This is a genomic window from Pseudomonas californiensis (genome assembly GCF_021147775.1).
Classification (GTDB): domain Bacteria; phylum Pseudomonadota; class Gammaproteobacteria; order Pseudomonadales; family Pseudomonadaceae; genus Aquipseudomonas; species Aquipseudomonas californiensis.
The window spans coordinates 1-16455 of record NZ_JAGTPK010000042.1 but is presented as its reverse complement, the minus strand read 5'-3'; the positions used below and the strand labels follow the sequence as shown (position 1 = coordinate 16455).

The 16455-nt window shown below is 58.7% G+C and carries 15 protein-coding genes and 1 pseudogene; 10 read left to right on the top strand and 6 right to left on the bottom strand.

Annotated elements, in window-relative coordinates; all coding sequences use genetic code 11:
* Positions 1-206: 206 nt before the first annotated feature.
* Together KDX37_RS25555 and pcsA are read left to right on the top strand one after the other, a co-directional pair.
* Positions 207-2219, top strand: coding sequence for an alkaline phosphatase D family protein (locus tag KDX37_RS25555; RefSeq protein WP_231655954.1), 2013 nt, complete (start codon positions 207-209; stop codon positions 2217-2219).
* 87 nt (positions 2220-2306) lie between these two features.
* On the top strand, positions 2307-3026 hold the full coding sequence (gene pcsA / locus KDX37_RS25550) for a phosphatidylcholine synthase (protein WP_231655952.1): 720 nt from the start codon (positions 2307-2309) through the stop codon (positions 3024-3026).
* Positions 3027-3118: 92 nt separating this feature from the next.
* Here the strand turns inward: pcsA and KDX37_RS25545 are convergent, their stop codons facing one another.
* Complete coding sequence (locus tag KDX37_RS25545) at positions 3119-4327, bottom strand: sugar transporter (protein ID WP_319941719.1); 1209 nt, start codon at positions 4325-4327, stop codon at positions 3119-3121.
* Between the two features lie 358 nt (positions 4328-4685).
* On the opposite strand from KDX37_RS25545, the gene KDX37_RS25540 reads away from it, so the two are divergent.
* Positions 4686-5135 (top strand): universal stress protein, encoded by a 450-nt coding sequence (locus KDX37_RS25540; RefSeq protein ID WP_231655948.1) that lies wholly within the window; start codon positions 4686-4688, stop codon positions 5133-5135.
* A 4-nt stretch (positions 5136-5139) separates the two neighbouring features.
* Here the strand turns inward: KDX37_RS25540 and KDX37_RS25535 are convergent, their stop codons facing one another.
* Both KDX37_RS25535 and KDX37_RS25530 read right to left on the bottom strand, forming a co-directional pair.
* A complete protein-coding gene (locus tag KDX37_RS25535; RefSeq protein ID WP_231655946.1) occupies positions 5140-5580 on the bottom strand; it encodes a thiol-disulfide oxidoreductase DCC family protein in 441 nt (146 codons plus the stop codon).
* A 131-nt stretch (positions 5581-5711) separates the two neighbouring features.
* Positions 5712-6056, bottom strand: coding sequence for a zinc ribbon domain-containing protein YjdM (locus tag KDX37_RS25530; RefSeq protein ID WP_231655981.1), 345 nt, complete (start codon positions 6054-6056; stop codon positions 5712-5714).
* 200 nt (positions 6057-6256) lie between these two features.
* On the opposite strand from KDX37_RS25530, the gene KDX37_RS25525 reads away from it, so the two are divergent.
* The 3 genes and pseudogenes from KDX37_RS25525 (at position 6257) to KDX37_RS29895 (ending at position 8715) form a co-directional block, all read left to right on the top strand.
* Positions 6257-6916: an HD domain-containing protein gene (locus KDX37_RS25525; RefSeq protein ID WP_231655944.1), complete on the top strand. Its 660-nt coding sequence runs from the start codon at positions 6257-6259 to the stop codon at positions 6914-6916.
* Positions 6917-7065: 149 nt separating this feature from the next.
* Positions 7066-7632 (top strand): annotated as a pseudogene (locus KDX37_RS29900) (MCP four helix bundle domain-containing protein); the annotation flags it as partial.
* A 219-nt stretch (positions 7633-7851) separates the two neighbouring features.
* On the top strand, positions 7852-8715 hold the full coding sequence (locus tag KDX37_RS29895; protein WP_406643359.1) for a methyl-accepting chemotaxis protein: 864 nt from the start codon (positions 7852-7854) through the stop codon (positions 8713-8715).
* A 65-nt stretch (positions 8716-8780) separates the two neighbouring features.
* Here KDX37_RS29895 and can read toward each other — a convergent pair whose 3' ends face one another.
* The gene (gene can / locus KDX37_RS25515) at positions 8781-9419 is read right to left on the bottom strand and encodes a carbonate dehydratase (protein WP_231655942.1); all 639 of its coding nucleotides are present in this window, start codon (positions 9417-9419) and stop codon (positions 8781-8783) included.
* Between the two features lie 162 nt (positions 9420-9581).
* On the opposite strand from can, the gene KDX37_RS25510 reads away from it, so the two are divergent.
* A complete protein-coding gene (locus tag KDX37_RS25510; RefSeq protein WP_231655941.1) occupies positions 9582-9989 on the top strand; it encodes a serine kinase/phosphatase in 408 nt (135 codons plus the stop codon).
* Positions 9990-9991: 2 nt separating this feature from the next.
* On the opposite strand, the gene rimI is transcribed toward KDX37_RS25510, so the two are convergent.
* Both rimI and KDX37_RS25500 read right to left on the bottom strand, forming a co-directional pair.
* Complete coding sequence (gene rimI / locus KDX37_RS25505) at positions 9992-10444, bottom strand: ribosomal protein S18-alanine N-acetyltransferase (RefSeq protein ID WP_231655939.1); 453 nt, start codon at positions 10442-10444, stop codon at positions 9992-9994.
* Positions 10437-11231 carry an energy transducer TonB gene (locus KDX37_RS25500; protein ID WP_231655937.1) on the bottom strand — a complete coding sequence of 265 codons (795 nt, stop codon included), beginning with the start codon at positions 11229-11231 and terminating at the stop codon, positions 10437-10439. The genes rimI and KDX37_RS25500 overlap by 8 nt, the downstream gene beginning before the upstream one ends.
* Before the next feature lie 144 nt (positions 11232-11375).
* On the opposite strand from KDX37_RS25500, the gene mksB reads away from it, so the two are divergent.
* The 3 genes from mksB to mksF are packed head-to-tail and all read left to right on the top strand — an operon-like array spanning position 11376 to position 16163.
* Positions 11376-12653: an Mks condensin complex protein MksB gene (mksB, locus tag KDX37_RS25495; RefSeq protein ID WP_231655935.1), complete on the top strand. Its 1278-nt coding sequence runs from the start codon at positions 11376-11378 to the stop codon at positions 12651-12653.
* Complete coding sequence (mksE, locus tag KDX37_RS25490; protein WP_231655933.1) at positions 12643-13347, top strand: Mks condensin complex protein MksE; 705 nt, start codon at positions 12643-12645, stop codon at positions 13345-13347. Before mksB ends, mksE begins: the two co-directional genes overlap by 11 nt.
* Positions 13344-16163: an Mks condensin complex protein MksF gene (gene mksF, locus KDX37_RS25485; RefSeq protein ID WP_231655932.1), complete on the top strand. Its 2820-nt coding sequence runs from the start codon at positions 13344-13346 to the stop codon at positions 16161-16163. Before mksE ends, mksF begins: the two co-directional genes overlap by 4 nt.
* The last annotated feature ends 292 nt before the right edge of the window (positions 16164-16455 follow it).

The following is a 16455-nucleotide window of genomic DNA, read 5'->3' as shown; positions in this document are numbered from 1 at the left end:
ACTATCGGCCACAGCACGCCCCACTGGAGTGAATTCACGGAATTACCGACAGACTGTCCCCATCTATACTCTTCCGGCTATCTCAAGGAACCGCGACCCGCAACGCTTTGAAACATGCTGCCCGGGGTGCGAGGTTGTGTAACAGGAACTTTCAAGCGCCGCTGCGTTACTATTTCCGTCACCCGTTATCAGAGCCTCAAATCAGGATGCCGTCCTCGTCTGCCACACAGCAGCCCCCTTTACCCTCCGTCCTCGCAGGACCACTGCTGCGCCGCCAGGAAGCCAACCGTCTGGTGCTTTGGCTGATCGGCTCCCGTCCGCTTGAGCTGACAGTGCGCCTGCGGCCTGCCGCCGGTGACACCACCGGGACGTTTACGGACTATCCGCTGGACACTCAGCAATGCCAGGTCATCGCCGTAGGCCGTGACGCCTTCGTGCACCTGATCGACCTGAAACTGGATGAAGAGCTGCCACGCGACACTTTGATCGAGTACGACCTGAGGGTTGATGGCGATCAGAGCAGCATCGCCGAATGGGCACCGCATATGTTGTATGACGGCGCCGGCCATCCCAACTTTGTGATTCGCAGCAGCATCGATCACATGCTGCATGGCTCGTGCCGCAAGCCACACCACTGCGCCGCCGAAGGCTTGCTGTGCGTAGACCGTTTGCTGGCCGACACCAGCGACCCGCTGCAACGCCCCGCTCTGCTGATGATGAGCGGTGATCAGGTATACGCGGACGACGTTGCAGGCCCAATGCTGCGCGCTATTCACAGCCTGATAGAACGGCTGGGGCTGTTCGATGAAACGCTCGAAGGTGCAGTCGTCGAGGACAGCGTCAGCCTGTACAAGCACCCGGCCAGTTACTACCAGCGCGCCGACTTGCTGCCTGCCCTGAAAAGCAACGACACCCTGCGTGAGCGTTTCTTTGGTGGCAAAAGCAAACCGGTGTTCACCAGCAGCACCGCCGACAACCACCTGGTCACCCTGGCGGAAGTCATGGCGATGTACATGCTGGTGTGGTCGCCCGTGCCGTGGACATTGATCGAGCCTGACCTGCCCCAGCTGGACGAGCAGGAGCAGGAGCGTTACGCCGCCGAACAGACGCTGATAGATGAGTTCAAGAAGGGGCTGGGCGGTGTTGCCCGGGCGATGGCCCACTTGCCATGCATGATGATTTTTGATGACCACGACATCACCGATGACTGGAACCTGTCGGCCAACTGGGAAGAAACCGCCTACGGCCATCCCTTTTCAAAACGCATCATCGGCAACGCCCTGATCGCCTATCTGCTGTGTCAGGGCTGGGGCAATAATCCCGACGCGCTCAATGACCTCATCGCAAAGGCGCACAAACTGAGCGCTGACGCGGTTGACCGTGACGGGCAACTGAACAGTGCCGATCAGAACGCGCTGATCGACCAATTACTGAGATTTCAGCAGTGGCACTACGTACTGCCCACCCAACCGGCTTTGGTCGTGCTCGACACGCGTACCCGACGGTGGCGCAGCGAGTCGAATTTCAATCACCCGTCCGGCCTGCTGGATTGGGAAGCGCTCTGCGAACTGCAACAGGAGCTGATCGACCACAAGTCAGCGATCATCGTGTCCCCCGCTCCCGTTTTCGGGGTCAAGCTGATCGAGGCCATCCAGCGGATTTTCAGCTGGTGCGGCTATCCATTATTGGTCGATGCGGAAAACTGGATGGCCCACCGTGGCGCTGCACATGTCATCCTGAATATCTTTCGCCACTCACGAACGCCAGGCAATTACGTGATTCTGTCGGGTGACGTTCACTACTCATTCGTCTACGAAATCCTGATCCGTCACCGCAGCGGCGGGCCTCGTATCTGGCAGATCACCAGCAGCGGAATCAAGAATGAATTCCCTCGACGCCTGCTGGACACTTTTGATCGCCTGAATCGCTGGTTATACTCCCCCCGCTCACCCCTGAACTGGTTCACCAAGCGACGTCTGATGAAGGTCATCCCGCGTACGCCCGAACACAGCAAAGCGGGTGAACGCTTGTGGAATTCGGCAGGTGTGGGTCAGGTTTTTTTCAACAGCAAGGGCCAGCCGACGCTGATCAACCAGCTCAATGCCAATGGTGAGCCGCCCACCTGTTTCGTAGAACCAGAGGAATACAGAGACGAGCGGTCCGATGGAGGACGCAGTTTTCTGGAAAATGACAGGGAAACGAGCGATAGTCACCGCTGAACCTTATCGTCGCTTGCCGGGTCGATAGTTGCTACCGGTCAGGTTTACGGCAACCCTGGCATGCATTATTTCCTGGAGAGCGCCCCCGTGATAACCAATCAACGCATAGCCCGGCTCAACGCCTGGGGTGCACATGGCTTTACTGCCACCGGCGTAGTCCTGGCGTTTCTCGCCACCATTGCCTTGTTCAACAATGAACCAAAAGCCTGCCTGCTGTGGCTGGGCGCTGCCCTTATCGTCGATGGGGTAGACGGTTCGCTGGCGCGCAAGGTCAACACGATCTCGGTGCTCCCGCACTTCGATGGCTCGGTTCTGGACCTGGTGATCGATTACCTGACCTACGTGTTCATCCCTGCACTGTTCCTTTACCGCTACATTCCAGTGCCGGACTACACGCTGCTGCTCAGCGTGTCGGTCATTCTGGTTTCGTCGCTGTTCTGCTTCTGCAACGTAGACATGAAGAGCAAGGATAACTACTTCCAGGGTTTCCCGGCGGCATGGAACGTTGTCGTGCTGTGCCTGTACATTCTTTCGCCATCGCCGTGGATGACATTCGTCACCATCATCGCCCTGGCGCTGCTGACCCTGACCCGCATGAAGTTCCTGCACCCGTTTCGAGTGCGTCGCTTCATGCCGATCAATATTGCGGTGACTACCGTCTGGTTGCTGTCCAGCGCTCTGCTGATCATCAACCACCCACATAATGGCCCGGTTGTCATGGGCCTGTGGATGGCGATGTCGGCGTACTTTCTGGGTATTTGTATCTGGAGAACATCGCTGGAATGGCTGGGCCGGCTCAAGGCCTGAGCGGTCCACACACGGGCCGTCTGACATCCGACAGTCTCGCCCGCTTCGCAGATCAGGCAGGGTCGCCCGATCTGCGAATGATCCTCTGATCACTACTTGCCTTCGGCCTGCATCCCGGCTGTGCTCGCAGATTTGCCGAAATGGTAGGTGGTGTAACAGCACAACGCCAACCCGCCCAGCGCCAGCAGACCGCCCACAATACCGACGCTCGCAACGCCCAACTGGCTGCTGACCACGCTGCCCAACAACGCGCCCCCGCCGATACCGATATTGAAGATGCCCGAGAACAGGGCCATGGCCACGTCCGTAGCATCCGGCGCCAACAGCAACACGCGCGCCTGCAGCAGCAGGCCAAAGCACATGATCGCCATGCCCCAGACGACGGTCAGTGTCCCCAGCGTTATCGCTTGACCGGACAACGGCAGCAGCATCAGCAGACACAAGGCGATGGTGCCTATCGCGGTGATCAACAGGCCATTGGGAAAACGGTCGCTGAACAGGCTGAATACGATCGAGCCCATGATTCCTGCGCCGCCAAACACCAGCAGCAATACCGTGGTCATCTCGCCGCTGAGCCGCGCCACTGTCTGGGTGAAGGGCTCGATATAGCTGTAAGCAGTGAAGTGAGCGGTCACGACCAGTGCGGTCAGCACATACAGGGCGACCAGACGCGGACGCTTGAAGAGGATGGGCAGGCTGCGCAGCGAGCCGGAGTTCTGGCTGGGCAACAGCGGCAGCGAACGGGTCAACAGCAACACCACCAGCGCCGAAACGCCCGCAATCCCCATGAATGTGGTGCGCCAGCCCAGCGCCTCGCCCAATACGCGACCCAGCGGAATACCCAGCACCATGGCCAGCGAGGTCCCGGTTGCCAACAGTCCCAACGCTTGCACCTGCTTGCCCGGCGGCGCAATGCGCACGGCCAGCGACGCCGTGATCGACCAGAACACCGCATGCGCGAACGCAATGCCGACACGGCTGACCAGCAGCATCGCAAAGCTGGTCGACATGGCCGAGACCACGTGGCTGACCACAAACAGACCGAACACGCCGATCAGCAGCTTGCGACGCTCGATGTTGCGGGTGATCAGCATCATCGGCAGCGACATCAGCGAAACGACCCACGCATAGATCGTCAGCATCAGGCCGACCTGAGCCGTCGTCATGTCGAAGCTCTTGCCGATATTGCTCAGCAAACCAATCGGCACAAACTCGGTCGTGTTGAAAATAAAGGCCGCCAAGGCCAACGCGAGTACGCCAAGCCAGCTACCGGCATGTGCATTCGGGGGTGTAGTCATCAGGGGTATGCAACGCTCAAAGGGGTTCCGACCCGCAGGCCGATCGCCACACATATGCAAATCGCATGGCACCTGTACACATCAATCCAGCTGGCTGCACCCCAGAAAAAACCAACGCAAACGCGCCCCGCTCAACAGTGAAGACCGAGCGCAGCGTGCGAAGTGGATTATTGTGGGTATAAGAAGTACAGCTCAATACCGCGAATTCTACGGATCGATCGGGAGGATCACAACACATCGATGAATCACAGCGCTTACAGGTGACCGTCGGTTGCGTGAGGCGCACTTTATAGTTGCACGCGGCAGCATTTACCGGTCATCCAGGGCTGTGCAGACTGCTCGTCACTGAAAAGGAGCCCGCATGTTCAAGAAAATTCTGGTCGCCATCGACGGCAGCGAGCAAAGCTGGGCCGTTCTGGACCTGGCAAAAGAGCTGGCCGGTCCGTCCAATGACGCCCATCTTCGGCTCATCTGCGTGATTGATCCGGCGTACGCGCTGCCGGAGGGCGACAGTCTGTTCGCCAATGAGCAATACCCCGCCGCCGCCCATGAGCAACATCAAGGGCAGGCGCTCATGAAAGAGGCTTTACTGCAGCTTCAGGTCAGCGGCATCGTCTGCTCGGCTGAAACGCTGGCGGGAAATGACCCGGCGGTGGCGATCTGTGAAGAAGCACGACGCATGGACAGCGACATGCTGGTGATCGGCCATCGCCACATGTCCTTTTTCGGCAGGCTGAAGGAGCCATCGGTGACCAGCAAGGTGCTGGAGCTTTCGCCCTGTCCCGTAGTCGTCAAGGGCCAGGAACACTGACACGTCAAGCGTCAGAAGCTTTCAAGAAACGTTTTTCATGATCAGCCGACGGCAGCAGGCAATGGTCGTAGCGACCGAACAGGCGGTAGCGGTTGAGTGCGATTCTGTTGTACGCCCAGTCCCGCAAAAACCTCGGGAAGACTCGCAACACGCTAAGCAACGGCCATGGCGCAGGCAGCAGTCGCATGATGTACAGGAAAGCATCTGAACGAACGTACAGGCGGTTGTTGACGATGACGGCAATGGTGTGGAATTCATCCAGTGGCAAGCCGGCCCATTTCAATAACGCCTGGCCTTCTGGCGTCTGCACCGCCGCCAACCGAAGGCGCTGATGCGGATCGTGGCGAATCAGGAATTTCACGACGCCGTTGCACAGTTTGCAGACACCGTCGTACAGCACAACGCATTCATCAGGCCCTAGATAGGGTGCGGGAGTTGTTGGCATAAGCTCCTCCTGTCTTGTTCGTCTCATGGGGCTGTCGCTCGCGCAGCCAGACATGATGTGCCGAAAACACGAACGCCCCGTCGGCTAATTGACCGGCGAGGCGTTCAGGCTAAAACGAGTGGCCCGCTGAATCAAACCTTCCTGACGAACTCGGACTTCAGCTTCATTGCGCCAATGCCGTCGATCTTGCAGTCGATATCGTGATCGCCATCCACCAGACGGATGTTCTTGACCTTGGTGCCCACCTTGACCACCAGCGAAGAGCCTTTGACTTTCAGGTCCTTGATCACGGTGATGGTATCGCCATCCTGAAGAACGTTGCCGGTCGAGTCCTTGATGACTTTCACATCGTCCGATGCTTCGGCACTGCTACCGTCCGCAGACCATTCATAAGCGCATTCCGGGCAGATCAGAAGGGAGCCATCTTCGTAGGTGTATTCGGAATTGCATTTCGGGCAGGACGGTAAGCTCACAATGGTTCTCACATAGGCGGTTAAAAACCATGGATTATAAAGGGCTTTTCCGGGTTTAGGGGAATGCCGGCTTTAGCGACGCCACGGTGCGACCTAATGGCCGCAGGTTTGGCAGCTTGCGCCTGCGTTTTCGCAGATTGCGGTTTTGCTGGCGACACATTTCTGCAATGCTTCCTCCACCTACGATGCATCAGGAGATCCGGATGATCACCGAGCGTTTTGAACCGTTCCAGGACTTGGCCGGTTTGCTGCTCCCCCACACCCATGCGGAAAAAATCGACGGCTCGCACGATATTTCGCACTTGCTGAGGGTCTGGCACAACGTTCGGGCCATCCGTGATCATGAAGGCGGAAATGCGCGCGTGCTCATTGCGGCCACATTGCTGCATGACTGTGTATCGGTCGAAAAAAATTCCCCCTTTCGCTCCAGCGCCTCGCGCCTTGCCGCTGCCAGGGCTTCTGAGCTGCTGACAGAAATGGGTTGGGACGAAGAAAGCGTCAGCGCTGTGGCCCATGCCATCGAAGCCCACAGCTATTCTGCGGCGATCACGCCCCTGACACTGGAAGCCAAAATTCTGCAGGATGCTGATCGCCTGGATTCGCTGGGCATGGTAGGCGTAGCGCGGGTTTTCTATGTGTCGGGACGAATGGGTGGGTTGCTCTATGATGCCGTCGATCCTGACGCCACCCAACGCCCTTACGACGATAAACATTTTGCCGTGGACCACTTTCACACCAAGCTCTTGCGCTTGGCAGACGGGTTTCAAACGTCGACAGGCATCAGGCTGGCGAAGGTGAGGCATAAGCGCCTCAAGCGCTATCTTGAGGAACTGATGCAGGAGATAGGGCCGCCCGTCGCTTGATCTCTCTCACGTGCTGTCCCGGTTTTCTGACGTCAATCGACCGGCTGCACGGAGATGTCATAAAGACATCACACACTTGCCTTATAAACGGCTCTCCAAGAAAGTCCGTTCAGAGGTCATGTGTCGTGAAAAAAATTCTGCCTCGTGCCATGCGCCAGCAGTCCCGATTGACGGTCTTGCGCCGTTTCAACATCACGCCTCGGCTGGTGATCTGTTTCGGAATCACCTCACTGTTGATGGTGGCACTGGGTGTGTTCTGTCTGCTGCAAATGCAAGGTATCCGTAATCAGGGCGAGGCGGTTGAAAGTGGCGCGCTGCCCAGTATCGCCATGGCCGATGCCATCGCGATCGGACTGGTGAAGTTACGCAGCGAAACGACCCGCCTGATCGCCAACGCCGACGATCCCGGTGCCGTTATCAACAGCAAGATCAATGTCGAACAGCTCAGGAATGAAGTCGAAAAAGGCTTCTCGGACTATCTGGCCCGAGTCACCAGCGGCACCGAACATGATTCGATCACCGCCTTGCAGGATGCTTACAAGGCCTTCATGCCAGGTTTACAGGATCAGATCGCGCTGATCGAACAGAACAGACTCGCTGAAGCCCGAATGCTCGCCAATACTCAACTGGCGCTGCAAGGCGATCTGATGGACATGCAGGTACAACTGCTGCGCGAACTGAACAAACAAAGTGCGGCCGCCGCCGTGGACGCTGCCGGTGCGAGCTACGAGCAGACGCGCATCATCGCGCTGAGCGCCATCGCCCTTGCCCTGGCATTGACCCTGCTGCTGGCCTGGCGCTTGAGCATCAGCATCATTCACCCGGTGCGGCATGCCCTGCACATCGCCAGCACCATTGCCGATGGTGACCTGACAGAGCACCAGATCCCGCAAGGCAAGGACGAACCGGCCCAACTGCTACTGACGCTGGGTCGCATGCGCACCAATCTGCACAGCACCATCGACCAGATCTATGCCGCTGCCGCCCAGTTGTCGCAATCGGTGCAGGAGATGGGCAGTATCGCGGAAGCGAGCGCGCTGAGCCTGCAATTGCAGAACAACGAAATCGAACAGGCTGCTGTGGCGGTCAACCAAATGAGCCAGGCAGCGGTAGAAGTGGCAGGCAATGCCAGCAATACCGTGACCGAATCCGAAGCATCCACCCAGGCGGCCGCACAGGGCCAGGTCAAGCTGTCTGCCACCATCAGCTCAATCAAGGCGCTGACCGAAAACGTACTGGACTCGTCGCATCAGGCCGAAGGCCTTGCCGAGCGCACGCAAAGCATCAGCAGTATTCTCGACGTGATCCGCAGCATCGCCAACCAGACCAACCTGCTGGCGCTCAACGCTGCCATTGAAGCAGCGCGGGCCGGTGAAGCCGGACGCGGGTTTGCCGTGGTGGCAGACGAAGTCCGTTCGCTGGCGCAACGCACCAGCGCGTCCACGGCTGAAATCGAAGGGTTGATCAATGGTGTGCAGCAAAGCACTCAGGAAACAGCCAGTTCATTGCGTCATACCGCTTCACAGGCCAATCACACGCTGGAGCAGGCTGCCGCCACAGGCGAGGCGCTGACGGTCATCATCACTTCGACCAGCACCATCAACGACCGAAACCTGTTGATTGCCAGCGCCGCAGAGCAGCAGGCGCAGGTGGCAGGCGAGGTTGACCGTAACCTGAGCAGCATTCGTGATCTGTCGACACAGACGGCTTCTGGCGCGCAGCAGACCACGGTGGCGAGCAATGCACTGTCGATGCTGGCAACCGATCTGAACCTGATGGTGCAACGGTTCGTGCTGTGACGCTGGAACGGCGTACAGGCGCCATCGCGAACAATCCGCGATGACGCCTGTTATTGAAGGATCAATCAGTCCTGGGGACGCAAGCGATACTGCGGCGGCAGTTGCTCGAAACCACTGATGGTGGTGTCCAGGCTTTTCCAGCGACCATCCTTGATGCCATAGATGCAGCCATGCACCGACAGGCTCTGACCACGGTGCCAGGCGTTCTGCACAATGCTGGTGTGCGCCACGTTGGCGACCTGCTGAATCACGTTCAGCTCGCACATGCGGTCGACACGCTCTTCTTCGGTCGGCAGCTTGGCCAGCACGGCGCGGTTCTCGTAATACAAGTCACGAATGGTGCGCAGCCAGCCATCGATCAGGCCAAACTGACGATCCTGCATGGAGGCGCGTACCCCGCCGCAGCCATAGTGGCCAGTGACCAGAATATGTTTGACCTTCAAAACGTCCACGGCGTATTGAATGACCGACAGGCAATTGAGGTCCGTGTGCAGCACAACGTTGGCCACGTTGCGGTGTACGAACAGATCGCCAGGCAGCATGCCCACGATCTCGTTGGCGGGAACGCGCGCATCCGAGCAGCCGATCCACAGAAATTCAGGGGTTTGCTGGCGAGCCAGCTTGGCGAAGAAGTCAGGATCCTCCTGTTTGATCGCATCGGCCCAACGTGCATTGTTATCAATCAGGTCTTGTAGATCGTTCATGCTTTGTTGCCTCGGTAATGATGCTCAGCGTTGGACTGGTGTCCGATCCGACAAGTCACGTCTATTTGCCACTACTGTCGCCTGCGTCTCAGGCAACAAAAAAGGAATCTTCAAAGTTGCGGCCGGTCCACCTATCACGACCACCTGCAAAGAGGATTTGTCATGAACGATTCACGCCGTCCGTTCGATGCGACCCAACCAGAGCCCATCGACGATAACGAAGACCGCATGGGCTCAATGGAAGAGCTGAATTTCCGGGACGACGAGACCGCCCGTATTGGCGATCTTATTCCTGAAGACGAACTTGAACATGAAATTCCGGATCAGCGCACACGCGAGGCCGGAATGACCGGCGCGTCAACCGACGATCATCACTCGACTGACGATGATCTGTCCCCGGAAACACTGATTCACGAAGATGGCGCCCGTTCGCCGTCAGAACAGGGCGAAGACGAGGCCGCTGATCTGGACCTGACCGTAGTTGATGAAGACGATATCGGTGGCGGCAGCGGTCTTGACGAAGAAGAGCTGGCAATCATCGACCCGCTGGACGGTGACGCCCGGCGCTGAAGCTACTCGAACAGCGTACAGGCCATGACGACTGCATCCTCACGGCCGCCCACCGCAGGGTAGTAATCACGACGCCGGCCTATCTCGTTGAAGCCATAGCTCTCGTAAAGACGATAGGCCGGCCGGTTACTGTCGCGAAGCTCCAGAAAACACTCGCGGCCGTTGAGCTGATACGCGCGTTTCATCAGATGATCCAGCAGCTTCAGGCCCAGCCCACGCCCCTGATTCTCAGGCTTGACTGTGATGTTGAGCAGGTGCGCTTCATCGATGATGATCTGAATCACGCCATGCCCCACTTGCTGGGCACCTTCGAACATCAACCAGATTTCGTACGACTTCAGTCCGTCGAGGAAGATGCCACGTGTCCAGGGATGACTGAACGCCGCGTATTCGATCTTCAGCACAGCATCCAGATCCGCCTCGGTCATCGGGCGAAAGGTTATTGCGTCACTCATCGATTGATTTCCAGCGCGCCATAAGCCGACGCATGGCTTTCCAGACATCGGCCTTGCGTTCAGGCTCGTCCATCAGTAACTCAAGCCCCGGCAACGCCCAGGCTGCACCCAGCCCGTCGACCTGCAGCTCACGATTATAGGATTCGGCGTCCGCTTCCCCGGCGAACTTCATGGAAGGCAAACCGATCAGCCACAAACAGGCACAGGGTTCGTCTTCAAGACGCGCGCCGACAAAGCCCTGCACAAAATCGCGGGCGGCTTCGGGGCCTTGATCCATTTGTCCACGCACCAACAACGGCCAGCGGACCGGCTCGCCGATGATCTGCGGGCTGTCCGGCAAACCCGCAGCGCGGAGCATATCCTTGAGTAGCAGGTAGGACGGATCACGGCTTTGAAACGGCTGACCGGTGGATAACTCGACCAGCAGCAGGCAGCGCCCTGCGCGCAGCAGCTGCAAGGCAAAACGTGGCGGCGGCACAACCTGCACCTTCGGTGCGGCTGGCTCAGCCTCCTCGACCACGGCGACCGTACGGGTGCTGGCCAACGATGGACGCGGCACCTCGATCTTTGGTCGCTCGACCGGGCGCGCGATCGGCACGACGTTCGTAGGCTCGGCCGCCGCTGCAGGCGCAGCAGCAGGCACGACGCTGTGCACCTCCACCGGCGGCGGCACGGGCGCAAGCAGCTCCGGACGGGACGGGGCAGCAAAAGGCAGTTCTGTACGCGGCAGCCAGTTGACCACTTGCATGGCGGTCAAATAAGCGCGGCGACGGGACTCGTTCAGCAAGGGTCAGCCACCTGTGGATAAGTTGAGCGCGCAATTCTAGCGTTGTTCGCCTTTTCGTGCTGCTGCATATCGTGCGCAGGTGAAATATCGAGCGGTTGATGCAGTACAATCGCCGCCTTTCATTTGCCAACAATCGGCCTACCCATGATCGAACCCAAGCGCGTCCTGCGCGCCCTTGCCGAGCACTGGGCGCTTCTGGAGCCTCTCTGTGAGCATTTCGACCAGGGCACGCTGAGCCTGAGCGAGCTGCGCCTGCAATTGGCCGCACAGCAACAGGACAGCACCCCGCAAGACATTACCAACCTGCTGGACGTGTGGATTCGTCTGGACATCCTGGTACCGGTCGCCAAGAGCCCGAACCGTTTCGAGCTGAATGCGCAGATACATGACTTTCTGTCCTACCTGCGCCGCGAGCACAGGCTCGGCCTGTGTCTGGAAATCGAAGCTTACCTGCGTCACCTGGAGCGTCTGGCTGGCTATATTCAGGATGCGTTCGACATACGCGACGCCAACGACCTGGCCCGACAGCTGCGGCTGCTCGACATGCGTGTCCGTGATGTCCTCAAAAAGCTCGCCAACGACGAACAGGCGCTGGTTGCCGTGGCTGACCGGGCCAAGACCAGCGACCGTCAGATCCCGCTGCGTCAGCGTTACGCCGAAGTGCTGGCCACCTGGGACGAGTACATCGAGCCGATGATTCAACTGGTGAACGCCGATGGCGCCTTTGAGCAGGGCGTGCGCAAGGTCGAGAACGTGCTGCTGCGACTGCTGACCGAACAGCAGCGTCTGGGACACCTGGTCGACGACGACATGTTGTTGAGGACCCACGCGCGCATTCTGGAGATGCAGACCAGCGCCCAGCTCACACTTCGCCATGCACGGGAATTGCTGTTGCCGCTGCGCGAAGAGGCTCGTCGTCACAACGCCGTGACCCGTGGCGCCGCGCTGGCGCTGTCCGCCATTCGCCGCAAGGGCCTGGATGCCGTACCGCAGGCAGCGATGCCAATGTTCACCCGTCCGCAAAGTACTTTTCTGGGCAGTGCGAGTCAGGTTGAAGCCTACGTCTATGCGCTGGCACGCTTTGAACCCAAACCGGCAAAATTCCCCAAGGCCAGCGCCACCCGCAAAGGCGAGCCACCACGCGCGCCGCGCACGGTCAAGGAAATGCTCGAACGCTGCGAAGACGCCCTGCCGATGCCCGACCTGATGGTCTGGTTGCTGGAACAGGAGCCGCACGGCGAAACCGATGAATTGCTGTACTGGTTTTCACGCCTGTCGCGCGACAAGCGCTTCGCACGCGAACGCCTTGAGCGTCGCGAATATTTCACCCGGGAGCACCGCGTCAGCCTGCGCTCCTTTGCACTGCTTGCCCCAAAAGAACAGCAGCCAGAGAATTCCGAGAGCACCGTTCATGCATCTTGATCTATCAGAAATGTCCCAGCTGGCGCCGATCTTTCGCGAGCTGTTCAAGGGCTACCACGTCAGCCGTCGCGACCCGGAGCTGTATGCCCAACTGTCCAATCTCCAGGACCAGTACCGCATGCTGTTCAAGGCCCTTGGCTTCGAACTGGTGTGCGATACGCGTGGCTTCTATTACTTCGTCCCTGAGCTGGCCACTGCACAGGTCAACAAGACGGCTCAACGCCTCGCACTGTTCACCTTCATTCTGGTCGAGCACCTGGCAGATCAGGGCCGTGACCCTATGGCGGTGCTGGACGGTGGCAGCCTGGGCCGCGATGAACTGCCTTCCATGCTGGAGAAATACCGCGATCTGTTCTTGCAGGCTGAGGTCCAGACTCAGGAAGAGCTCGAAGAGAAGATCATGCGGCGCATGACCCAACTCGGCTTCGCCGGGGAAGAAATGGGCGTGTACCGCTTTCTGCCACCCATGCATCGTTTTCTCGACGTGTGCCTGTCGGTGCAGCAGGACCGCGATCTGGCGGCCAGCCTGCACAGCGCCCTGCCGTTGCCAACGCCGGTGCTTATCGACGATGACAGCGATGAAAAGCTGCTGGAAACCGATGATCCTCTGGATCTGGACGAATTCAGTGAGGAAACAGAAGAGCAGGCGCTGGCGCGTGCTATCGCCGATGAACAACAGGAGTTGGACGCATGAGCCAGGAACGTTATGGCATCCGCCGCTTCGCCCTGCTGAACACCGCCGGTTATAGCCTTGGCCTGTTCCCGCTGGAAAATCCGCTGTCTGTCTATGGCGCGAACAACCTCGGCAAAAGCGCCTCGATCAATGCGCTGCAGTTTCCGATTCTGGCCCGCATGTCGGACATGAGCTTTGGCAAGTACAGCCTGGAGCAATCCCGCCGCTTCTACTTTGCCTCGGACACCAGCTACATTCTGGTTGAAGTCTCCCTGCCTCACGGCCCCCACGTCATTGGCGTGGTCGGCCGCGGACCTGGCGGCGGCTTCGGTCACCAGTTTTTCGCCTACGCCGGCGAGCTCGACCTTGGTCATTACCAGAAGAACGACACCTGCCTGCGTCAGAAAGAGCTGTTCGCCAATCTGGAAAGCCAGGGCCTGAAAGCCTACGAACTCAAGCCTGATGAACTGCGTCGCCTGCTGGTGGGCGGTCATACTTCGATTCCGCTGGACCTCACGCTGATTCCGCTGCGCTCGACCAGCGAACAAAGCCTCAAGACCTTCCGTGCGCTGTTCATCAACCTTTTACATATGCGCGAAATCACCGCGGCCAAACTCAAGCAGCTGTTTCTGGACGCATTCGAACATAGCCTGCGTTCCGGCAGCGTCGATTACATTGCCGCCTGTGAAGAAGCTTTCCGCGATGTACGCCGCATGGAGCAGGACTACAACTCTCTGGTGCTGGCAGGTCCGCTGGTCGAAGCACTGGCCTCGGGTGTCCGCCAGCGCGATGTGCTGCGCGGCAAGCTGCATCGCCTGTCACCTATCCTCGATTCGCTGCTGGGCACCTGGTCTGATTACTCCAGTGCGCGCAAGGAAGAACTGGTCATCCAGGCCGAGCATTATCGTGCTCAGCAAGACGAGATGCAGAACGACCAGCGTAGCAGCACGCAGGAGCTGATGCGCCTCGAGCGTGAGATCAGCAGCCTGCAGCGCTGGATTGGTGAACTGTCGGTCCTCAAGAATCGCTTTGCGCTGGTGGATGACGTCAAAGTCCTGGAGCAGCAGTTGCTTGCCGCCAAGGACGCTCACGATGAATTGGCTGGCGCACTGGCCCAGTCTCGCCAGTTCAGCGCCGAAGATCTGGACGAGCGTCTGCGCGATCTGGAGAAACGTCTCAAGTCGGTCAAACAGCAACTCGATCATGCTGATAACAATAGCTATGCCCGTCTGCGCGAAGAGTTCTCGCAACCGGATGTCGAGCGCCTGATGCGCTTGTTCAACAGTGCGCTGTTCAGCTTGCCGCTGGGTGAACAGGGTATCGCGCTGGACGATGGCGATGCCTGGGTCAAATCACTGGAAACGATCCTGGACGGCTTCAAGGGCGAGCAGTTCGTGGTGCCGGGCCTGACCATCAACCTGTCGACCATCGAACCTCCTGCCTTGCAGGCACTGGCTGACCGCGCAGCGTTGCGCGATCAGAAGGAGCGCCTGGAAAAAGAACTCAAGCAACTGAAAACCCAGCAGGCCGTTGCCGCTGACCGCTCAGCCAGCAAGACTCAGACCGAGGCGTTGTATCAGCAGGTTCTGGACGCGCAGAAAGCCCTGGAGGACTTTCGTCGCTGCCAGACCTTGAGCGCTGAAGAGTCAGGCAAACTCGAAGACCTTGCGCAGATGGAAGCTGCTCAGGATGAACTGAAACGCTCAAGCGACGCGTTCACAGAGCGTGTCCAGCAACTGTCGGCCAAGCTGCAACTGGTGGCGCGTCAGATCGGCGATCTGGAGTCAAAGCAGCGTACGCTCGATGACGCATTGCGTCGTCGTCAGTTGCTGCCTGCTGATCTGCCATTCGGTACGCCTTTCATGGAGTCGATCGACGACTCCATGGATAATCTGCTGCCCCTGCTCAACGATTATCAAGACAGCTGGCAAGGCCTGTTGCGCAGCGACGGCCAGATCGAAGCGCTGTACGCACAAGTGCGTCTTAAAGGCGTGGCGAAGTTCGACAGCGAAGACGACATGGAGCGTCGTCTGCAACTGCTGATCAACGCGTATGCGCATCGCACCGATGAAGCCCTGACGCTGGGCAAGGCACGCCGTGCTGCCGTTACGGACATCGCACGTACCCTGCGTAACATCCGCAGCGACTACGACAGCCTCGAGCACCAACTGGCGCTTTTCAATCGTGAGATCAACAAGCGTCAGGTCTCCAACTTGGCGAGCTTCCGCATCGTGCTGGCTCCCAACAAGGAAGCGCTCAAGCACATTGACCAGATCATCCACAGTGCCGGTCAGTACGAGGAAGGCGAAACACTGTCGGTCTTTGACCTCAGTCAAAGTGCAGAACAGGACAACAAGAACGAAGAGGCAAAGGAGTATCTGGCACGTCTGGTAGCCGCCAATCACAACCAGCTGGGCTTGAAAGACCTGTTCGAGCTGGCGTTCGAGATCACCAAGGTCAATGGTCAGCCGGTCATTCACACCGACATTGACGGTGCTGCGTCGAACGGCACGACCATGACCATCAAGGCGCTGACCAACATGTACCTGCTGCTGCACTTGATGGACCGCGACCAGGCGGGCCGCGTACGCCTCCCCTACTACCTGGACGAAGCAGCCGACATCGACGAGAAGAACCAGGCCGCCTTGCTGGAAACAAGCCTGCAACTGGGCTTCGTACCGATCCTGGCCAGCGTGAAACCTCAGGTCTCTGCTCACGTAGCCATTGACCTGGAAGGCGGCAGTGGGCCTAACGGTATCTACATCGATGAAGCTGACTGGAAGTACATTCAGCGACGCGATGAAGTGAAGAAAGAGGCGCCTGAAGTGGCTTCTTGAGTCAGGGGCGCTGTGACAAGAAGGCCGCATGTGAATGCGGCCTTTTTTGTGGGTGGTCTTTAGAGGTGTTGTTAAAGGCGTCAAGGGTCTGTTGCGCCGGTAACGTGACAACTGCCGTGCGCAGGCGCTTGAAGGTTTACGCGTACGTAGCCTAAGCAAGGCAACCGGGCAACCGGGCAACCGCTCGGAGTATCGTAAGCGTCCGCCGAAGTCATCTTGCACGACTTAGGCAGATACCCACTGATGCGGCAGCAGTTGCTCAATCTCACTCGCTCGCTGCGTCGGTAACCGC